21 protein-coding genes are annotated in these 18395 nt (G+C 50.7%); 15 read left to right on the top strand and 6 right to left on the bottom strand.

What is annotated here, in order from left to right:
* Window positions 1-67 precede the first annotated feature (67 nt).
* Window positions 68-601 carry a hypothetical protein gene (locus ACM9J1_RS00305; RefSeq protein ID WP_415579819.1) on the top strand — a complete coding sequence of 178 codons (534 nt, stop codon included), beginning with the start codon at window positions 68-70 and terminating at the stop codon, window positions 599-601.
* A gap of 57 nt (window positions 602-658) precedes the next feature.
* Here ACM9J1_RS00305 and ACM9J1_RS00300 read toward each other — a convergent pair whose 3' ends face one another.
* Window positions 659-1009, bottom strand: a complete 351-nt coding sequence (locus ACM9J1_RS00300; RefSeq protein ID WP_415579818.1) for a 4Fe-4S dicluster domain-containing protein — start codon at window positions 1007-1009, stop codon at window positions 659-661.
* 187 nt (window positions 1010-1196) lie between these two features.
* Here ACM9J1_RS00300 and ACM9J1_RS00295 point away from each other — a divergent pair, with 187 nt between their 5' ends.
* The 6 genes from ACM9J1_RS00295 (at window position 1197) to ACM9J1_RS00270 (ending at window position 6940) form a co-directional block, all read left to right on the top strand.
* Window positions 1197-2252, top strand: coding sequence for an acyl-CoA reductase (locus tag ACM9J1_RS00295; RefSeq protein WP_415579817.1), 1056 nt, complete (start codon window positions 1197-1199; stop codon window positions 2250-2252).
* A 22-nt stretch (window positions 2253-2274) separates the two neighbouring features.
* Window positions 2275-3690, top strand: coding sequence for a T9SS type A sorting domain-containing protein (locus ACM9J1_RS00290; RefSeq protein ID WP_415579816.1), 1416 nt, complete (start codon window positions 2275-2277; stop codon window positions 3688-3690).
* A gap of 144 nt (window positions 3691-3834) precedes the next feature.
* Window positions 3835-4908, top strand: a complete 1074-nt coding sequence (gene serC, locus ACM9J1_RS00285) for a 3-phosphoserine/phosphohydroxythreonine transaminase (RefSeq protein ID WP_415579815.1) — start codon at window positions 3835-3837, stop codon at window positions 4906-4908.
* Between the two features lie 183 nt (window positions 4909-5091).
* Window positions 5092-6054, top strand: a complete 963-nt coding sequence (locus tag ACM9J1_RS00280; protein WP_415579814.1) for a D-2-hydroxyacid dehydrogenase — start codon at window positions 5092-5094, stop codon at window positions 6052-6054.
* A 115-nt stretch (window positions 6055-6169) separates the two neighbouring features.
* Window positions 6170-6601 carry a DUF6146 family protein gene (locus ACM9J1_RS00275; protein WP_415579812.1) on the top strand — a complete coding sequence of 144 codons (432 nt, stop codon included), beginning with the start codon at window positions 6170-6172 and terminating at the stop codon, window positions 6599-6601.
* A gap of 30 nt (window positions 6602-6631) precedes the next feature.
* Complete coding sequence (locus ACM9J1_RS00270; RefSeq protein WP_415579811.1) at window positions 6632-6940, top strand: DUF6787 family protein; 309 nt, start codon at window positions 6632-6634, stop codon at window positions 6938-6940.
* Here ACM9J1_RS00270 and ACM9J1_RS00265 read toward each other — a convergent pair whose 3' ends face one another.
* Both ACM9J1_RS00265 and msrA read right to left on the bottom strand, forming a co-directional pair.
* Window positions 6941-7255: a hypothetical protein gene (locus ACM9J1_RS00265; protein WP_415579810.1), complete on the bottom strand. Its 315-nt coding sequence runs from the start codon at window positions 7253-7255 to the stop codon at window positions 6941-6943. It lies immediately after the preceding gene.
* Window positions 7252-7797 (bottom strand): peptide-methionine (S)-S-oxide reductase MsrA, encoded by a 546-nt coding sequence (gene msrA / locus ACM9J1_RS00260; protein ID WP_415579808.1) that lies wholly within the window; start codon window positions 7795-7797, stop codon window positions 7252-7254. Before msrA ends, ACM9J1_RS00265 begins: the two co-directional genes overlap by 4 nt.
* A 162-nt stretch (window positions 7798-7959) precedes the next feature.
* Between msrA and ACM9J1_RS00255 the strand changes: the two genes are divergently transcribed.
* The 8 genes from ACM9J1_RS00255 to ACM9J1_RS00220 all read left to right on the top strand — a co-directional run bounded on the left by ACM9J1_RS00255 (window position 7960) and on the right by ACM9J1_RS00220 (window position 16594).
* A complete protein-coding gene (locus ACM9J1_RS00255; RefSeq protein WP_415579807.1) occupies window positions 7960-8622 on the top strand; it encodes an ABC transporter ATP-binding protein in 663 nt (220 codons plus the stop codon).
* A 2-nt stretch (window positions 8623-8624) separates the two neighbouring features.
* On the top strand, window positions 8625-10016 hold the full coding sequence (locus ACM9J1_RS00250) for a TIGR04222 domain-containing membrane protein (protein WP_415579806.1): 1392 nt from the start codon (window positions 8625-8627) through the stop codon (window positions 10014-10016).
* Between the two features lies 1 nt (window position 10017).
* The gene (locus tag ACM9J1_RS00245; RefSeq protein WP_415579805.1) at window positions 10018-10779 is read left to right on the top strand and encodes a TIGR02757 family protein; all 762 of its coding nucleotides are present in this window, start codon (window positions 10018-10020) and stop codon (window positions 10777-10779) included.
* 232 nt (window positions 10780-11011) lie between these two features.
* Window positions 11012-12355 (top strand): DEAD/DEAH box helicase, encoded by a 1344-nt coding sequence (locus tag ACM9J1_RS00240; RefSeq protein WP_415579804.1) that lies wholly within the window; start codon window positions 11012-11014, stop codon window positions 12353-12355.
* Window positions 12356-12454: 99 nt separating this feature from the next.
* Window positions 12455-14380, top strand: a complete 1926-nt coding sequence (locus ACM9J1_RS00235; RefSeq protein WP_415579803.1) for a vWA domain-containing protein — start codon at window positions 12455-12457, stop codon at window positions 14378-14380.
* The gene (locus ACM9J1_RS00230; RefSeq protein ID WP_415579802.1) at window positions 14377-15627 is read left to right on the top strand and encodes a dihydroorotase; all 1251 of its coding nucleotides are present in this window, start codon (window positions 14377-14379) and stop codon (window positions 15625-15627) included. The genes ACM9J1_RS00235 and ACM9J1_RS00230 overlap by 4 nt, the downstream gene beginning before the upstream one ends.
* Window positions 15627-15950, top strand: coding sequence for a hypothetical protein (locus ACM9J1_RS00225; protein WP_415579801.1), 324 nt, complete (start codon window positions 15627-15629; stop codon window positions 15948-15950). The genes ACM9J1_RS00230 and ACM9J1_RS00225 overlap by 1 nt, the downstream gene beginning before the upstream one ends.
* On the top strand, window positions 15950-16594 hold the full coding sequence (locus ACM9J1_RS00220; protein WP_415579800.1) for an alpha/beta hydrolase: 645 nt from the start codon (window positions 15950-15952) through the stop codon (window positions 16592-16594). The genes ACM9J1_RS00225 and ACM9J1_RS00220 overlap by 1 nt, the downstream gene beginning before the upstream one ends.
* Here ACM9J1_RS00220 and ACM9J1_RS00215 read toward each other — a convergent pair whose 3' ends face one another.
* The 3 genes from ACM9J1_RS00215 to ACM9J1_RS00205 are packed head-to-tail and all read right to left on the bottom strand — an operon-like array spanning window position 16595 to window position 18308.
* On the bottom strand, window positions 16595-17029 hold the full coding sequence (locus tag ACM9J1_RS00215) for a hypothetical protein (RefSeq protein WP_415579798.1): 435 nt from the start codon (window positions 17027-17029) through the stop codon (window positions 16595-16597).
* Window positions 17026-17538, bottom strand: a complete 513-nt coding sequence (locus ACM9J1_RS00210) for a hypothetical protein (RefSeq protein ID WP_415579797.1) — start codon at window positions 17536-17538, stop codon at window positions 17026-17028. Before ACM9J1_RS00210 ends, ACM9J1_RS00215 begins: the two co-directional genes overlap by 4 nt.
* Window positions 17539-17543: 5 nt before the next feature.
* Entirely contained in the window at window positions 17544-18308 is a 765-nt protein-coding gene (locus ACM9J1_RS00205) for an MBL fold metallo-hydrolase (RefSeq protein WP_415579796.1), read from the bottom strand.
* Window positions 18309-18395 lie beyond the last annotated feature (87 nt).

Raw genomic sequence — 18395 nt, 5'->3', positions numbered from 1 at the left:
ACTAATTCTATAACGCTGATTTTCAGAAAGGTCGGTAATTTTGCCTTGTAACCAATACGAAGAGAACATGAAAAGATTATTCTTAAGCCTGGCCGCAATCGCATTTGCTTCGGGCGCAGCAGCACAAAATACCAACGTCACCGACATCAGTAAAACAACGGTAACCACCGTAAAAGATTCGGACGGTGAGCGCAAGGTAGTCACCAAGGAAGACATCAAGGAAAAACAGAACATTGAATTCCAAAACGCAGAATCGGGCGAACTCAACAAAGACATGAAAGCCACGCCTGTGCAAGTCACCGAAACCGTGACGGTAACCGGGCCAGATGGCAAAACCCGCGTGGTGGATGTGGATCGCTCTGCGTACTACTCTATCGGCGGTGCCAAATACAAAGTCAGCGTAGACAACATCGGCTATACCATGACCGACGCCACGGGAAAACGCGCCGGACTGTTAAGGCAGATGGGCAACAATACGTACATCTACCGTACGGGTAACCAAACGTCTTACGCCTCGTTCGACAACAACGGCAATCTGGTGATCCAAACGTATGACGACAAAACAGATTCGTTCACCAAAACCGTGTACACCAAGAACTAAACTTCTTGACACTCGCTATATAGAAAAAATCCTGGACGCTCGTCCAGGATTTTTTGTTTATTCGTTATGCAAGAAAGCTTGTCGGTTGAGCAAAGTCTCTTCGCTTTCCACGTGGTTTTCGTCGGGCACGCAACAATCAACCGGGCAAACCGCGGCGCACTGCGGCTCTTCGTGGAAGCCTTTGCACTCGGTGCATTTGCTGGGGACAATGTAGTAGATATCGTCTGAAACAGGTTTCTGTGCGGCATCGGCATCTACAGTCTCGCCATTGGGCAACACGATCTTGCCACGCAATTTGGTGCCATCGCGATAACGCCAATCGTCGGCGCCTTCATAAATGGCAGTATTCGGGCACTCGGGCTCGCAAGCGCCGCAGTTGATGCATTCGTCGGTGATGATAATGGCCATGGGCTATCGTATTTGGGTTCAATTTTGGGCGTTGCGCTACGCGCCGGGCTTTCCACTGCAATCTTTTGAAAGGGATTTCAAAAGGATTTCCGTTGTAATCCCTAACGCGGGCTTTCGCGTTCCAACATTATCCCGTATTTTTGCCGCAAAATTACAGCAAAAAAACACATTATAAAAAAGTTTTGTGATGACATTGGCAGCAAAAAAAAAGGCTTTTGTTGAATTGGGTAAATTCCTTGGGCAATTCGCCTCCTCGGGTTCGGCCCAAAAGCCTGACGTGCTGTGCAATGACCCGTTTTTTGCCGGACTTGAAAACCTGATCCACACCGCGCAACACCACAATGGCTGGTACACGCCCGAACAGGTGTTTTTCGCGGTACAATCGTGGGCGAATGCGCTCACGCCCGAGAATCTGGACCAATGGCTTTCTCGTTACGATTTCGCCGAAAAAAGCCCAAAAACCGTGGCGCTCATCCTGGCCGGAAACATTCCGCTGGTAGGCTTCCACGATTTTTTGTCGGTGGTGATTTCCGGCCATAAAGCACTCGTCAAGCTATCGTCCAACGACCAGCAATTGCTGCCGTTCCTGGCCAAATATCTCGTAGCCGTAGCACCCAAACTGAACGATTTCATCGAATTCACCGACGGCAAACTCGGGCATTTCGATGCCGTCATCGCAACCGGAAGCAACAACACGGCGCGGTATTTCGAATATTATTTCCGCGACAAGCCGGGTATCATCCGCAAGAACCGAAATTCGGTGGCCGTGTTGACCGGAAAAGAAACCCGTGAAGATCTGGTACGATTGGGCGAAGATATTTTCCGTTATTTCGGGTTGGGCTGCCGCAACGTGTCTAAACTCTTCGTCCCGAAAGGCTACGATTTCAAGGATTTTTTCGAGGCGATGTTCGCTTACGGAGACATCATCCATTACGAGAAATATGCCAACAATTACGACTACAACAAGGCTGTTTTCCTGATGAGCCGCTTCAACATCCTGGACAACGGTTTCCTGACCATCAAGGAAGACACTGCGTACGGCTCGCCTATTTCCAGCGTATTCTATGAATATTACGATGATTTGTCCGACGTCACCAAGCGCATCGAAACCGACCGCGACCAAATACAATGCATTGTTTCTGGCGTGATTGATTACAGCGTACCGTTCGGGAAAACACAGCAACCTGAGCTTTGGGATTATGCAGACGATGTCGACACCATCAAATTCCTACAGGAAATTTAGTATCTTTCTAAAAATTCCAGCCATGAAAAATTTTACCCTTGCCCTGCTTTGCCTTTGCGCGAACTGGGCCATGCCTCAGCTGTCATTGACACCGTTCCAGCCGGAGACGCCGGGGCAGTTTAACTTTGGAAGTAGTCTTGACGCATCGGGCAACAACGCCATCGTCACGGCTTGGAATGGCAGTGTTATGGGCCAACAGCAAGTTTTTATCTTTGAAAATAATGGCACCGATATGAATCAGGTTGCGGCCTTTACACCCGCCGACGGGCAGATTTCGGATGCATATGGGGCATCGGTCTGCATCTCCGGCGATTGGGCCGCGGTTGGTGCGCCCTACTGTGATGAAGGCGCCGAGAATTCAGGAGCGGTGTACGTTTATCGCAAAAACAATGGCGTATGGCAATTCTATCTGAAAGTGACACCGCCGTCTGGTGCAATGGCGAACGAACATTTCGGTTCCAAACTAAAAATGGCGGGATTCTGGATGTTCGTGGGGGCGCCGGGCTACACGGCGAATAACTTCAACAGCGGCGCGATATACATTTACGCCCTCTCGCCTTCAGGACCAGATTTCGACCATCTTATTTACAGCGTGTCCAACGACGGCATCGGCCAAACCTTTGGCGTAGATTACAACCAACTTGCTTATTATTCGCACAATTCGGCGACCGGAACGCATGATGTAGACGTGCGCTATTACGATGACATCGCAGGTTCATTCTGGGATTCGCAGGGCGGCACGTCGTACATGACACCCGATTACGACATACAGCAGATAAGGCTCGACAACGGCAATCTATATGTGGGCGGCGGTACGGATTCGGCGTTGAACGATCGTGAAATCCTAGTCTATCATCCGGACGAAAACGGCTTTTGGATTGAAGAGGCAGCCATTCCCTGTTTTTTACCGAATGATGACAACTTCCTGACCGACTTCGACGTATCGGGTGACCATATGCTTATCGGGAAGGCGACCTACTTATTGCTGATGCCGCGTAAATCGCCTACTTTATACTACAAAAAAACCGACGGTGTCTGGACATACCAGGAAACTTTGAATGGCAACGGAGCCGAAGGTTTCGACGACGCATTCGGCGCACACATCGCAATGTCGCCAGATTTGTTTGTCGTGGGCGCGCCCATCCAAAGCCAACCGAATTATGGCAAGGCCTACGCCATCAACGCCTCGCTAGGACTTTCGAACCCAAACCGCACGAGCAGCGTTTGGCCAAACCCTACGAATGAGAACATATTTTTTTCATCGGCATCCGAATCTGTCGAAAGCGCCGAAATTTATGCCGTAAACGGTGTCTTGGTCAAAACCATCCATGCGCCGGGCGACCGCATTGACTTCACCGATTTGACGCCGGGTGTCTATTTCCTGAAATTGTTTACGGCCGGACGCACGTTGCAAACCCATAAAATCGTCAAGCTGTAATGGACTGACTACAACGTTTTTGTTGATAACATCACATAATTATTTAACAACTCGTTTCGCAATTTCGGCTGCTATTCCCGAAATTTGTCGCTTAATTTTTTGGGGACGAAACCACATGTTCCTGAACACCAAAAAAATTAAACCGTGAATAAAAAGCATAATTTCAGCGCCGGACCGAGCATTTTGCCGCAAGAAGTTTTTCGTCAGGCTGCCGATGCCGTACTTGATTTCAACGGTTCGGGCTTGTCGATCCTGGAAGTTTCGCACCGCAGCAAGGATTTCGTGGCCGTGATGGAAGAAGCGCGTGCCTTGTCGCTCGATCTGATGGGCTTGACCGGGCAGGGTTATCAGGCCTTGTTCCTGCAAGGCGGCGCGAGTATGGAGTTCTTGCGCATCCCGTACAATTTCATGGGCATGCAAGGAAAAGCAGCGTATCTCGACACCGGAACTTGGGCGGCCGCGGCCATCAAAGAAGCGAAAGTGTTCGGGCATACCGAAATCATCGCGTCGTCCAAGGAATCCAATTACAATTTCATCCCGAAAGACTACACGATTCCGGCCGATGCGGATTATTTTCACTGCACGTCCAACAACACGATTTTCGGGACGCAGATGAAAAGTTTCCCGGATTCGCCGGTGCCGATGGTCTGCGACATGAGTTCCGACATTTTCTCGCGCCAGATCGACTTTTCCAAATTCGATTTGATCTATGCGGGCGCCCAGAAAAATATGGGTCCGGCCGGTGTGACGCTGGTCGTGGTGAAAGAAGACGCGCTGGGCGAGACCGGGCGTAAAATCCCATCGATACTGGATTATAAGCAACACATCGATAAAGAGAGCATGTACAACACGCCGTCGGTTTTTGCGGTCTACACCTCGCTCCTAACCTTGCGCTGGCTCAATGAAAATGGTGGCATCGGTGCCATGGAACAACGCAACAACGCCAAAGCCGAGTTGCTGTACAACGAGATTGACCGAAACCCGCTGTTTACCGGAACGGCCGCTACCGAAGACCGCTCGCTGATGAACGCGACTTTCGTCCTGAATGACATCGCGCACACCGAAAATTTCGACAAAATGTGGAAAGAAGCCGGAATTTCAGGCCTTACCGGACACCGTTCCGTGGGCGGCTACCGCGCCTCGATGTACAACGCCATGCCGATAGAAAGCGTGCAGGTGTTGGTGGATGTGATGAAGCGGTTGGAAATTACAGGATGAAGAAGTTGCTAGTTGCTAGTGGTTAGAAGAACAAAAATGAAGAAGTTGCTAGTTGCTAGTTTTTAGTTGCTAGAAGAACACGAAGGAACAAAAAATTATGGTAAATAGAGGCTGTGGCGCTAACAACTAGGAACTAGCAACTAGGAACTAGGAACTAGCAACTAGCCACTAACAACTAAAAAAATGAAAATACTCGCCAACGACGGCCTTTCCCCGGCCGGAATCCAAGCCCTGCAAAAAGCCGGATTTGAAGTCATCACCACTAAAGTCGCGCAAGAACAAGTGGCCAACTTCATCAATCAGAACCACGTGAGCGTATTGCTCGTGCGCAGCGCCACCAAAGTGCGTCAAGACATCATCGACGCGTGTCCAAGCCTGAAAATCATCGGGCGCGGCGGCGTGGGCATGGACAACATCGACGTGGATTACGCGCGCAGCCGTGGCATCCAGGTCATCAACACGCCGGCATCATCTTCAGAATCTGTGGCCGAATTGGTATTTGCGCACCTGTTTACTGGCGTGCGTTTCCTGCACGATGCCAACCGCAACATGCCGCTGGAAGGCGACACCAACTTTGAAGCCTTGAAAAAATCGTATGCGAACGGGATTGAGTTGCGCGGCAAAACACTCGGCATCATCGGGTTTGGACGCATCGGGAAAGCCGTGGCGAAAATCGCCTTGGGGATGGGTATGCGCGTCATTGCCTCGGATAAATTCGTGGGCAACGCTGAAATAAAAGTCGATTTCTACAACGGCCAGTTCATCAATGTAGACATCATCACCGAACCAATGGAAGACATCTTCAAACACGCCGATTTCATTACGTTGCACGTGCCATCTCAAGACGGCTACGTCATTGGTACGGAAGAATTGGCAGCAATGAAGGACGGTGTGGGCATCGTAAACTGCGCGCGCGGCGGTATCATAGACGAAGTGGCGCTGGTGGACGCACTCGACAGCGGAAAAGTCAGTTTTGCTGGGTTGGACGTATTTGAAGACGAACCCACACCGGCCATACAAGTGCTGATGCATCCGCAGATTTCACTCACGCCGCACATAGGTGCCGCAACCCTTGAAGCGCAAGACCGCATCGGAACAGAACTCGCCGAACAAATCATCAGTTTGATGAAGGTGGAGCAGAATTGATGGTTCCATTGCCCGGCTGTTCGATCATTTAATAATCTTTCGCGTTCTGATTGTCGGCTGTTAATTCCAACCCAAACTGACGGATTGTACTCCTACATTTCATAACTTTAAACGTATGAAAACAATTCTTTACACGGTTTTGGTGTTGGTCTTGGTGCTGGCCTGCACGTCGAACAAAACCTTGACCTCAAACCCGCAACCTGAAAAACCGATCGCCCAGAATGACACGGTTCGCATCGTGAACGACTCGCTTGAATACGAAGTGATCATCATCGACGCCGGTTTTACCTCTTGGCTCGCTGGTCGCGCATACCCTCGAAACTACTATTCGCAAGCGTATCTGGAAGGCAAGAACCGGCCGTGGGTATTTGAATGGAACATACGCGCAAGGAATCCGTCGGTCTATGGCGACCTTTATCTGTTGCCGATTGACTACAACCCCGGCATCAACTACGGCTACGAAGTCAATTACCTGCTCTACAATTACCTCGTTTATTTCCAGAATAAATACAACCAACGCCTTGGCGGACGCGTGCCTGACAGATAAGTTCTTATATTTGCGGGACAATCAACCAATATGGGATTTAAGTCGCGCTGGGGCATTACCTCCAACTTTCAGGTTTTCATGATTATCGTGGTGTTTGCCGTCACGGGTTCCACTTCCGCGTACCTGTCGAAGCCCATATTGTCCTGGCTCGGCATTACAAAAGACACCGTTTCCGGCTGGGTATATTACCCGCTGTACATCATCTTGATCTTTCCGGTTTACCAAATCTTGCTCGTGAGCTTCGGATTTTTGTTCGGACAATTCAAATTTTTCTGGGCGTTCGAGAAAAAGATGTTGCGCGCCATGAAATTAGGTTTTCTATTGCCGAAGGAAAAATAATCAGTGCGGCTTCTCACGAAGAAACTTTCCTTTATCGTGCCTGATGTAATAGGTGTAAATCCAGGTCAGCGTAAAGGTCGGGATGATGTCCGTGAACGGGCAAAGTTCTTCCAAGAACGAAATGCTTCCTGAAATTTTTCCGATAATGCCTTTATACATCCAAACCATCAGAAATCCTGAAACGGGCGCCCAGATGACATCCGAGAATTCCCCGATGCCGGGAATTGAAAAAGACAGCATCCCAATGCAGTCAAAGACAATCCCGAGGATCAGGTTGCGCTGTTTGCGGTTTTCGTAAGCGGCGTCGTAGGTCATGATTTGAGTTTATCGGCAAATTTTGCTTCAAGTTTCGCAATTTTCGGCGGAATGGCAAAATTACAATAAGGCTGATCTGGGTTGCGGTTGAAATAATTCTGATGGTAATCTTCGGCCGGATAAAAAACAGTCGCCGGGGAAAGCCGCGTCACCACTTTCTTGCCGAACGTATTTTCGTCGTTGAGCAGTTTGATGTAGGCCTCGGACAAGTCTCGCTGGCTGTCATCGTGGTAAAAAATTTCGCTGCGGTATTGCGTCCCGACATCGTTTCCTTGGCGGTTGATGGTCGTCGGGTCGTGCGTTGCGAAAAAAATCTCGAGCAGCTCGCCGAAAGAAAGTTGCGCCGGGTCGAAGGTAATTTCGATGGCCTCGGCGTGGCCGGTTTCGCCAGTGCAAATGTCTTTATAGGTCGGGTTTAGGGTTTTGCCGCCGATATATCCGGAAACAACGTGCTTTACGCCGTTCAAACGCAGAAATACCGCTTCGGTACACCAAAAACAGCCACCGGCAAACGTGGCTTTTTCAACAGTCGTGTGGTCCATAAAATAATTTTCACAAAAATAAGCAAACATCCAAGGCGCAAAACTGCCGTTAACGTAACTTTAAGCCGTAACGAAAAGCTCGCGGCGGTGTCTAACGCCGTTGTAAAATATCAGCCGAAATTCGTTTTCTTTGTGAACCAACAAACCTGACACGCCATCCTTATGATCGACGCCACCAATATCATAAAATCTTACGGACAACTTGAAGTCCTGAAAGGGGTTGACCTGCACATCAAAAAAGGGGAAATCGTGTCCATCGTGGGCGCATCGGGTGCCGGAAAAACCACGTTGCTGCAAATCCTCGGCACGTTAGACCGGCCCACAAAAACCGGCGCCGCACTTTCCATCGATGGTCAGGACGTGTTGTCGATGAGCGATAAACACCTTTCCAAGTTCCGCAACGCGCACCTCGGCTTCATCTTCCAGTTTCACCAGTTGCTGCCGGAATTCACTGCTCTTGAAAATGTGTGCATCCCGGCTTACATCGGCGGGAAAAAACCTTCCGAGACACAGGCCGAAGCCAAAAGGTTATTGGAATATTTGGGATTAGGACACCGTACCGACCATAAACCGGGCGAACTCTCGGGCGGCGAACAACAGCGCGTGGCCGTGGCGCGGGCGCTCATCAACAAGCCGTCGGTGATTTTTGCCGACGAGCCATCGGGCAACCTCGACACCCAGTCTGCAGAAAACCTGCACCAATTGTTTTTCAAACTCCGGGACGAATTCGGGCAGACGTTCGTCATCGTGACTCACAACGAAGAACTTGCGAACATGGCCGACCGCAAGCTCACTATGGTAGACGGCCGCATCCAAAACCCATAGCCATGACTACACCTTGGGAAAAAATCGAAGCCTTTGACTTGGACAAACCTGTGGCCGAATACGGCTTCTCTACGAGACTCGCCTTTGAAAACCAATGGACCATCGGGTTTACCAAAGGTGCGATTCTCGAATACAAAAAGTTCATGTTTTTAGCCGCTACGTCCGATCAAATGGTGTCGCCCTCGCCCATTGTCGACATCGTGTGGCACCAACATTTGATCTTTACGCAATCGTACGCCGATTTCTGCGAGTTGCTCGGTAAAAGGATTGCGCACGTGCCGTCAACCCACGACCCGAAACAGGCCGATGCCTTCCGGGAAGCCGAGAAGCGAACCGCCGCACTTTACGAAAGTATTTTCGGGCCGCAACCTCCCGAATACTGGACCAAACACACCATGATCGAGAGTTTGCCGTTCAAGCGTTCGGCGTGGAATATCGCAAAAATACTGCTTGTGGGTGGCGCGCTGTTCCTGGCGATGCTCTTCCCTATTGCATTTGCTTTGCGCACTTTATTTGTAGAGATTTCAGCCAACACTTTCCTGATCGGCTACAGCGTACTTACCGTAATTACTTTCATTTCGCTGATGCAGTACAGTCGTTGGATTTCGGAAAAAGTAGGCACGGAAATCAGCTGCTTTCCGCTCATTAAAGAACTTCGTCCGGAAGAATTGGTGTTTATGGAATCCGGACGGTTGGTGAATGTCATCCACGGCCATGTGAACACACTCGTGAAAAATGGGTTGCTGTCTATCGGTAAGGACAAAACCATCAGCGTGACGACCAACCGGCAACCCAAAAATGCCATGGTCGCCGCCGTGCTGGATACGGTAGCCGATGCCGAAAAGATCCATTATTCAAGTTTAGCGCATAAACTGCAGGCAAAACCCGCGTTCCGGCAAATTACCAAATCGGCCGAAGCAATAGACAGGCGTTTCAAAGCATCGCGGGAGTTTACCCTATATTTTGCCGTGAATTTCGCCTTGTTGCTGTTGTTGTTCGGTATCGGACTTTCGCGTCTCATCATTGGCGTGACACGCGACAAACCCGTGCTGTTTTTGACGCTTTTGCTGATTGTGGTGATGATTCTCGCCATACGACACCTTGTAGTGGAAAGCCGTTTCTTCCTGCGCGATTGCATCCCGAACCTGTTCCGTGACAAGATACTTCAAGAACCCACGCACGACGATGCACCCGATTGGAGCTTTTTCCTGATGGGCAACGCCGTGATGGCAGCCTCTTTCCTACCGTTGATGGCCGATGCGAAAGAGAAAGACGCCGGATTCTGGGGCGGAGCGAGTGGTTGTGGCGCGCACGGCAGTACATGTGGCAGCAGTTGCGGCAGCAGTTGTGGCAGCTCTTGTGGCGGCGGTTGTGGCGGATGCGGCGGCAGTTGACATGAAGCAATCCGAACTCAAATCATTCCTGGACGAAAAAGCGGATTTGTACAACCGGATGGATTTCATCACGTCCGACCCGGTACAGATCCCGCATCGGTTTACGCAAAAAGAAGACATCGAAATTGCCGGATTCCTGGCAGCGACCATCGCTTGGGGCAACCGCAAGTCAATCATATCGAGCGCCAACAAAATGATGGACTTGATGGGCAACGCGCCCTATGATTTCGTGATGTCGGCGACCGAAGACGATTTGGCCCGGTTGCAATCTTTTGTTCACCGCACCTTTAACGGACAAGATTTCGCCGCGTTTGTGCACGGCCTCAAACATGTTTATACCGAACACCGCGGACTTGAGGCTGTTTTCGCACGCCACCGCAACGGCAACGGCATGCAACAAAGCATCTGCGAATTCAAGAAGATCTTCTTTACCACGACCGACAGCCCGCGTACGCACAAACACGTTTCTGACCCGATGAATAATTCTGCGGCCAAGCGCATCAACATGTTCCTGCGTTGGATGGTGCGCGACGACCGGCGCGTGGATTTGGGCATCTGGACCAGCATTCCGGCCTCGGCATTGTCTTGCCCGCTGGATGTGCATTCCGGGAATGTGGCACGCAAACTCGGCTTGCTCCAACGCAAACAGAATGACGCAAAGGCGCTCGCCGAATTGGATGCGACGCTGCGGAAATTTGACCCGAACGATCCGGTGAAATACGATTTTGCGTTGTTCGGGCTCGGGGTTTTCGAGGGATTTTGACGGAAGCGACAGCCGCGTGAGCGATGGAAGCATTGTGTGAGCGCTTTGCAAGACCTCAGAGGTTTCATGCTACTGCGACCTACCGTTCGGTACGCCTCGGGTTAAAAACCTCTGAGGTCTGCAAACGCGAGTGCGGACAGCGCGACGGCGCGTAGTTTACGGAGCGCCGGCACGCCCAAAAACAAAATCACACAAGAACTTTGGTTTGCTTACCTTTGCGAAAATTTCCAGCATGGCCACATTTGAACAGCTCAACCTCCCGAAATCACTGCAGAAAGCTATTGACGACCTCGGATTCGCGGCGCCGACGCCCATTCAGGAGAAAGCATTTCCGGTGATCATGTCTGGCCGTGACATGATGGGCATTGCGCAAACCGGCACCGGAAAAACCTTTGCGTACCTGCTTCCGCTGCTCAAAATGTACAAATTTACCCCAACCGACACACCTAAAATCGTCGTGCTGGTCCCGACGCGCGAACTCGTCGTGCAGGTGGTGGAAGAAGTCGAGAAACTCACCAAATACATGTCGGTACGCACGCTCGGGATTTACGGAGGCGTCAACATCAACACGCAGAAAAACAGCGTCATGGACGGCATTGACGTATTGGTGGGAACGCCGGGCCGCGTCATGGATCTGGCGCTGGACAATTATTTGCGGTTCGACGAAACACAAAAGTTGGTGATCGACGAATTCGACGAAATGCTCAATATGGGTTTCCGCCCGCAACTCACGTCGATACTGGCAATGATGAAGCCCAAACGACAAAACATCCTGTTTTCGGCCACGATGACCGATGACGTGGATGCCGTTTTGGAAGATTTCTTCGATTACCCGGAGGAAGTCACGCTCGCACCCAGCGGCACGCCGTTGGAAAAGATCGCGCAAACGGCGTATGATGTCCCGAATTTCAACACGAAAGTGAATTTGCTGGTGCATTTGCTCCAAACCGATGATGCCATGGAGCGCGTGCTGGTCTTCGTGAACAACAAGCGCATCGCCGATTTGCTGTTCGACAAGATCGACGAATTACTGCCCGGCCAGTTCGGCGTCATCCATTCCAACAAATCACAGAACTATCGTTTGAATGCGATGGCGGATTTCCAGCGTGGCGATTTGCGTGGCCTGATCACGACAGACATCATGGCGCGCGGCCTGGACATTTCGGACATTTCGCACGTGGTGAATTTCGAAATGCCGGAAATCCCGGAGCAATACATCCACCGCATCGGGCGGACCGGACGCGCCGGTGGCTCGGGCAATGCGCTAAGTTTGGTGACGCCGCGTGAAGCCGACATGAAAATCGAGGTGGAAATCCTGATGAACAAGGAAATCGACCTGTTGCCGTTTCCGGAAGCGGTGGAAATCTCCAAACAATTGATCGGGCCGGAAAAAGAAAAAGAGAAAGTGAAATTCCTGCTGAAGAAACCGAAGATTTCAGACACCGGGGCATTCCACGAAAAAGCCGCCAAGAACAAGAAAATTAACCTCGGCGGGCCGGGCAAGACCAAGAAGAAAACCGGCTCTGTGAACCGCGCCTTGTTGCGTGCACAAGCCGCCAAGAAGAAAAAGAAATAATACTGTTGTTAAAATCGGCGGTCGTTAGGAATTTTAACTGTCGATGCGTATTTTTGACCGGCGGCGCGAAACCAAATGACGCCGCATCCTTAAGCCGGAATGCACTTTAAACATCCTGAAATTCTCTGGTTCCTTTTCTTGTTGATCATCCCGATCTTGGTGCATTTGTTCCAGTTGCGCCGGTTCAAGAAAGAACTGTTCACCAACGTGCGTTTCCTGAAAGAACTGTCTGTCCAGACGCGCAAAAGCTCCAAACTCAAGAAATACCTGCTGCTGGCCACGCGATTGTTGTTGCTCGCCGCATTGATTTTTGCCTTCGCGCAGCCGTTTTTCGAAGCGAAAGACAGCAAGAACGCCACGAACGAAATGTACATCGTCTTAGACAACTCCTTTTCGATGCAGGCCAAAGGGCAGAAAGGCGAATTGATGCGCCGCGCCGTGGAAGATTTGCTCGAACACACGCCGGACAACCGCAGTTTTTCGCTGGTGACGAATTCGGAAACGTTTTGGAATACAGACATCAAATCGGTCCGGAAAGACCTGCAGAACCTGAACTATTCGCCCACGGCGTTCTCCCTGGAAAGTGCGATGGCGAAGATCAAGTCGCGCCCGTCGCAAACCGGCCGTGACATCGTAATCATTACCGATGCCGTCGGGCTGCAGGCCAGCGAAGCCAAAAGTATCGGGGAAGCGAATGCCTATGCGATCGTGCCTGAGGCGCAACAGAAAAACAACGTTTCGGCCGACAGCGTATTCGTGTCGCAGGTGCTGGACAACTTCTATGAGATTGCGGTGAAACTTTCGGCTTATGGCGAAGACTTCGGCGATGTCCCGATTGCATTGTACAACCGCGAGAAACTCATCGCCAAGACGCAATTGAAGTTCGACGCAAAGGCCAAAACCGTAAACTTTACGATCCCGAAAGACGATTTCCACGGCTACGTACAAATTTCGGACAACAGCCTGGAATACGACAACACCTTGTATTTCAGCATTTCAAAGCCGAAGAAAATCAATGTACTGGCCATTGGCACTTCAGACAAGTGCGCGTTTCTGTCCCGGATTTACACGCCGGACGAATTTATTTATGCACAGTTTGACCTGCCTTCACTGGACTACAACACCATCGACAAGCAAGACGCCATCGTGCTCAATGAATTGGCTGATATTCCGCAAGCGTTGCAAACCACATTGAAATCGTTCGTGGAGAAAGGCGGCAATTTGGTCGTCATTCCATCCACGGAAACCAGTTTGGCCAACCTGAACAATTTACTTGCCTCGTGGGGTAACGTCAAATTCAACGCGTTGCGCGACGGCAAGAAACTGGTGACGAAAATCGCGTTCGGGCATCCGCTGTACGCCACGGTTTTCGAGAAGAAAATCGATAATTTCCAGTATCCGGAAGTAAAATCGTCGTTCGCCGTGAATAGCGGTGCGGCGCCCGTGTTGGCTTTTGACGACCAAAGTGCATTCTTGCTGGCGTTGGCCAATCCGGTATCGTCGGTGTATGTGTTCACGGCGCCCATCAACAAAGACAACAGCAATTTACAGAATTCGCCGCTCATCGTCCCGACGTTCTACAACATGGCGGCTACGGGCGGCAAGACCGGCATCAGCAGCATCACCATTGGCGACGACAACCCACTCGTGCTGGACATTGCGCTCGGCAGAGACGAAATCGTGAACATCAAGGGCAAAAGCGACGCGTTCATTCCAGTGCAACAACTGCTTTCGGGCAAGGTGAAGCTCAATTTTAATGGGTTGCCGACGGTTTCCGGAAATTACGGCGTGTATAAACAGACGGAATTGCAAAAGGAAATCAGTTTTAATTACGCGCGCACCGAAGGCGACCTGAACAGCGCCAACCCAGACGTACTGGCCGAATGCAAAGCCGTATCGAGCATAGACCAAGTCATGGACGACATGCTTTCCGGGCGTACCGACAACGAACTTTGGAAATGGTTTGTTATCTTGGCCCTGCTTTTCCTGGTTCTTGAAATACTCATCCAAAAATTCGTCAAATGAAACTGATCCTGAGGCAAGCCACGATTATCGACCCGAGCAGCGATTGGCACAACAAGGTTGCCGACATCCGGATTTCGGGCGATGCGATTGAAGCCATCGGCAAGAAAATCGACAATCCCGGCAAATACCAGGAAATAACACTTAAAAATCTGCACGTTTCTACCGGATGGTTTGACACCAGCGTTTCCTTGGGCGAACCGGGATTTGAAGAACGCGAGACGATAGACCACGGTTTACAGGTGGCGGCCAATAGCGGTTTTACGGGCATCGCGTTGCAGCCCAACGGTTTCCCTGTGGCCGACAACCAACAAGCCATTCGTTTCGTCCGGGAGAAAGCGGATCGATCGGCGACCAGCTTGTACCCGATCGGTGCGCTGACGAAAAACAGCGAAGGGAAAGACCTCGCCGAATTATTCGACATGAAGAATGCCGGTGCCGTGGCGTTTGGCGACTACAATAAAAACATCGACAATCCGAATTTGTTGAAAATAGCCTTGCAATACACGCAGGATTTCGACGGTTTGGTCGTGGCTTTTGCTCAGGACGCGCAGCTCAAAGGAAGCGGTGTCGCGAACGAAGGCATCGCAGCCACGAAACTTGGCTTAAAAGGCATCCCGGCGCTGGCCGAGGAAATCCAGATCGCCCGGAACTTGTTCCTTTTGGAATACACCGGCGGCAGGTTGCACATCCCGACCGTATCTACGCCAAAATCGGTACAGCTCATCAAGGAAGCCAAAGCCAGAGGATTACGCGTCACTTGCAGTGTGGCGGCGCACCACTTGACGCTCACCGACGAAAAGCTCGAAGGATTCGATACCCGCTACAAAGTTTCGCCACCATTGCGCAACGACGCCGACCGTAAAGCACTGGTCAAAGCGGTGAAAGACGGCACCATCGACTGCATCACCTCAGACCACAACCCGATTGACATCGAACACAAGAAGATGGAATTCGACCTCGCTAAAAACGGTACCATTGGCCTCGAAAGTATTTTCGGCGCGCTCATGACCGTGCTGCCGCTGGAAGCCGTCATCGAAAAACTAACCGCCGGAAGGAATATTTTCGGCCTCGCCCCAACTTCCATTACTATTGGCGCATCTGCCAACCTGACGCTGTTCAATCCAGATGAAACTTGGGTTTTCGGCAAAGAACACGTGGCTTCCAAATCAAAGAATTCCGCGTTTTTGGGTAGCAAGATGGCCGGCCGCGCCTACGGCATTTACAACAACAACAAACTAATTTTGTAATGAAAGATGAAGACAAGCAGGGAAAATCATTGGCTGTTTTAAGTTATTGCACCGTTATTGGCGCGTTGATCGCCATGTCCATCAACAACGACGACAAAAAAGCGTTTGCCTCGTTCCACATCCGTCAGGCATTGGGGCTTTCGTTTGCCTCGCTCCTGCTGGGATTCGTCGTGGGATGGTTTGACAATATCGGCATCACCGCAGGCTTTTGGGGATTCTTTTTCGTCTTGTGGCTTTACGGATTCATCGGTGCGCTGCAAGGCCGCTACCACTTGATCCCGATATTGGGTATTTTTTTCCAGAAATTCTTTAAACGGCTCTAATGGCATTCTCACTATTTCACCTGGTCCGCGAACCAAAAACCAAGAAAGGTAAAAACCCGTTGCTCTTGCTCTTGCACGGATACGGCAGCAACGAGGAAGATCTGTTTTCATTCGCCAGTGAACTTCCCGACGAATACTACGTGATTTCAGCCCGCGCGCCGTACGGTTTGCCGCCTTATGGTTATGCGTGGTATGCGATTAATTTCGATGCGGACGAAAACAAATTCTCGGACATTGCCGAAGCGCGCCAATCGCGTGATCTGGTGTTGCAATTTATTGATGAATTGACGGCGCAATACCCAATAGATGCGGAAGATGTTACGCTGGTGGGTTTCAGCCAAGGTTGCATCCTGGGCTATGCCGCGGCGTTGTCGCACCCTCAAAAAATACGGCGCGTGGTAGCCATGAGCGGTTATCTCAATGAAGACATCGCCGTTGAAGGTTTTAGGGAAAATGACTTCAGCCAACTGAAAATGTTCATTTCACACGGCAGCGCAGACCAAGTCATTCCGGTGGATTGGGCGCGGAAAGCCAAACCTGAACTAGACAAACTCGGCATCGAATCGGTTTATAAGGAATATCCTGTCGGGCACGGGGTAGCGCCGCAGAATTTCTACGACCTGCTGGCGTGGCTCAAACGCTGATTATTTCCCGGTATACAGGATTTTGCCGTCTTTCTTAAGCACGTAACCTTTCCACGGAATCAGTTGCCAGCCGGCCCCAGTGAACGGTTCGCCTTCAGCCTTGCGCATCAAGATTAAAGGTTTTTCGGTCTGGACGAAAAGTTCGGCTTTGTCGCCCTCGAAAATAACGAAAGCGGCCATTTGCACGCCACTCGTATCGACGGGCTTGAGCGCCGTTCCCGCTTCAAAAATCCGTACACATTCATTCTTAACGAAAGACCACGTGTAGCCCGCGGACGTTTTGCAGCCATGTGCATCCTCGTCGGCGCCAACTATCGGCGCAGGTGAGACGGAATCTACAGTGGCAACCGCATCCTTTGAATTTGACACCTGCTCGGTTTCTTTCTTTCCGCAGGCGAACACCAAAAACACCAGAAGGCCTAAAATATTTCTCATTGTTTGGTATAAAGGAAGCTTTCCATGTTCTCAAAACTCACCGTTTTGTCCTCGTTGATGAAGTATTTGATGAGCGCCACGCCCCAAAATGTGCCGTCCGAATAGTCGGCGATGAGCCAGCGGTGGTTGAGCAATTTTGCCTTGTTGACGATAAACTTCCGTTCGCCCAATTGCTGTTGCCCGATGTACGGATTGCCTTCAGGCTTGTCGTTGTAAGACATGAGTTGTTCGGTTACGACAGTCGTGAATTGGTCATACGGGACAATTTTGTCAAGGTTGTTGTTGACGATGTAATCCTGGGCGTTCTGGTCGCGTTCAAGGGAAAAATAATCCGCATCGACCCATTTGTTGTACATGACATCAATGCTGTCTTTCAGTTTTTGGACTTCGGTGGCATCGCCGGCGGTTTTCGGCTGCTCGGCGGCGTTCTTCCTGCTGAAGTACGCGTAAGTAAAAATATTCATCAAAACGGCAAGGATAAACAAATACAGTAAAAGCGATCGTTTCATGGTAATTAAATAGTGATTTCTAAGTTATCGTAAGCGAGGAAAACATGGGCAGGCAATCGTTTTTCGACATCGGCGTGGAAACCCATTCTGTGGCTGATGTGCGTCAGGTAAGCGCGCTCGGGCTTGATGGTTTCGATGAAATCCAATGCTTCGGCCAGGTTGAAATGTGTGTCGTGAGGTTCTTCGCGCAGCGCATTCACAACCAATACTTTCAGGTTTCTCAACTTCTCGATTTCAGGTCGGGCGATGGTCTTCACGTCGGTCAAGTACGCGAAATCCCCGATGCGGTAGCCAAAAACCTGCAGGTTGCCGTGCATGACATCGATCGGGATAATTTCTTGTCCGGCCACCGAAAATGGACGGTTGTTTTGCACTTCGACAGCCTTTACCGACGGCGCGCCGGGATAGCGATTCTCGGTTTCAAACACGTAGTCAAAACGGCGCTTCAGGTTGTCCAGGACGCGGCGGTGCGCAAAAATCGGCAAGTTGCCTTGACGGAAATTGAACGGCCGGATGTCATCGATCCCGGCGGTATGGTCTGCATGTTCGTGGGTGAAAAGCAGCGCATCGATACGGCGGCAGCGGCTGGCCAACATTTGCTGGCGGAAATCCGGGCCGCAGTCTATCACGAGGGAAAACTCATCGGCATGGATCCAAACCGATACGCGAAGCCTGGTGTCGCGCGGGTCTGCACTGTGGCAAACCGGGTCGTCGGAGCCGATGACCGGAATGCCCTGCGAAGTTCCCGTACCCAGAAAATAAACCTTCAAGCGTGTTATTTTTTTACAAAAATAGGACAATTCTTCTTTAACAGATGCCGTTAATTACTAACTTTGTAATCCAAGTAAGCGAAACAA

Source organism: Flavobacterium longum (genome assembly GCF_965137575.1).
Classification (GTDB): domain Bacteria; phylum Bacteroidota; class Bacteroidia; order Flavobacteriales; family Flavobacteriaceae; genus Flavobacterium; species Flavobacterium longum.
This window is presented reverse-complemented; position numbering and strand designations above follow the sequence as displayed.

Excerpts from the sequence above, each read along its gene's own strand:
- ACM9J1_RS00225 (WP_415579801.1), top strand. The coding sequence starts at position 15,627 with ATGAAAGATGAAGACAAGCAGGGAAAATCATTGGCTGTTTTAAGTTAT.
- ACM9J1_RS00220 (WP_415579800.1), top strand. The coding sequence starts at position 15,950 with ATGGCATTCTCACTATTTCACCTGGTCCGCGAACCAAAAACCAAGAAA.
- ACM9J1_RS00290 (WP_415579816.1), top strand. The coding sequence starts at position 2,275 with ATGAAAAATTTTACCCTTGCCCTGCTTTGCCTTTGCGCGAACTGGGCC.
- ACM9J1_RS00295 (WP_415579817.1), top strand. The coding sequence starts at position 1,197 with ATGACATTGGCAGCAAAAAAAAAGGCTTTTGTTGAATTGGGTAAATTC.
- ACM9J1_RS00305 (WP_415579819.1), top strand. The coding sequence starts at position 68 with ATGAAAAGATTATTCTTAAGCCTGGCCGCAATCGCATTTGCTTCGGGC.
- ACM9J1_RS00230 (WP_415579802.1), top strand. The coding sequence starts at position 14,377 with ATGAAACTGATCCTGAGGCAAGCCACGATTATCGACCCGAGCAGCGAT.
- ACM9J1_RS00270 (WP_415579811.1), top strand. The coding sequence starts at position 6,632 with ATGGGATTTAAGTCGCGCTGGGGCATTACCTCCAACTTTCAGGTTTTC.
- ACM9J1_RS00280 (WP_415579814.1), top strand. The coding sequence starts at position 5,092 with ATGAAAATACTCGCCAACGACGGCCTTTCCCCGGCCGGAATCCAAGCC.
- msrA (WP_415579808.1), bottom strand. The coding sequence starts at position 7,797 with ATGGACCACACGACTGTTGAAAAAGCCACGTTTGCCGGTGGCTGTTTT.
- ACM9J1_RS00215 (WP_415579798.1), bottom strand. The coding sequence starts at position 17,029 with ATGAGAAATATTTTAGGCCTTCTGGTGTTTTTGGTGTTCGCCTGCGGA.
- ACM9J1_RS00255 (WP_415579807.1), top strand. The coding sequence starts at position 7,960 with ATGATCGACGCCACCAATATCATAAAATCTTACGGACAACTTGAAGTC.
- ACM9J1_RS00235 (WP_415579803.1), top strand. The coding sequence starts at position 12,455 with ATGCACTTTAAACATCCTGAAATTCTCTGGTTCCTTTTCTTGTTGATC.
- ACM9J1_RS00300 (WP_415579818.1), bottom strand. The coding sequence starts at position 1,009 with ATGGCCATTATCATCACCGACGAATGCATCAACTGCGGCGCTTGCGAG.
- ACM9J1_RS00210 (WP_415579797.1), bottom strand. The coding sequence starts at position 17,538 with ATGAAACGATCGCTTTTACTGTATTTGTTTATCCTTGCCGTTTTGATG.
- ACM9J1_RS00265 (WP_415579810.1), bottom strand. The coding sequence starts at position 7,255 with ATGACCTACGACGCCGCTTACGAAAACCGCAAACAGCGCAACCTGATC.
- ACM9J1_RS00245 (WP_415579805.1), top strand. The coding sequence starts at position 10,018 with ATGAAGCAATCCGAACTCAAATCATTCCTGGACGAAAAAGCGGATTTG.
- ACM9J1_RS00275 (WP_415579812.1), top strand. The coding sequence starts at position 6,170 with ATGAAAACAATTCTTTACACGGTTTTGGTGTTGGTCTTGGTGCTGGCC.
- ACM9J1_RS00250 (WP_415579806.1), top strand. The coding sequence starts at position 8,625 with ATGACTACACCTTGGGAAAAAATCGAAGCCTTTGACTTGGACAAACCT.
- ACM9J1_RS00240 (WP_415579804.1), top strand. The coding sequence starts at position 11,012 with ATGGCCACATTTGAACAGCTCAACCTCCCGAAATCACTGCAGAAAGCT.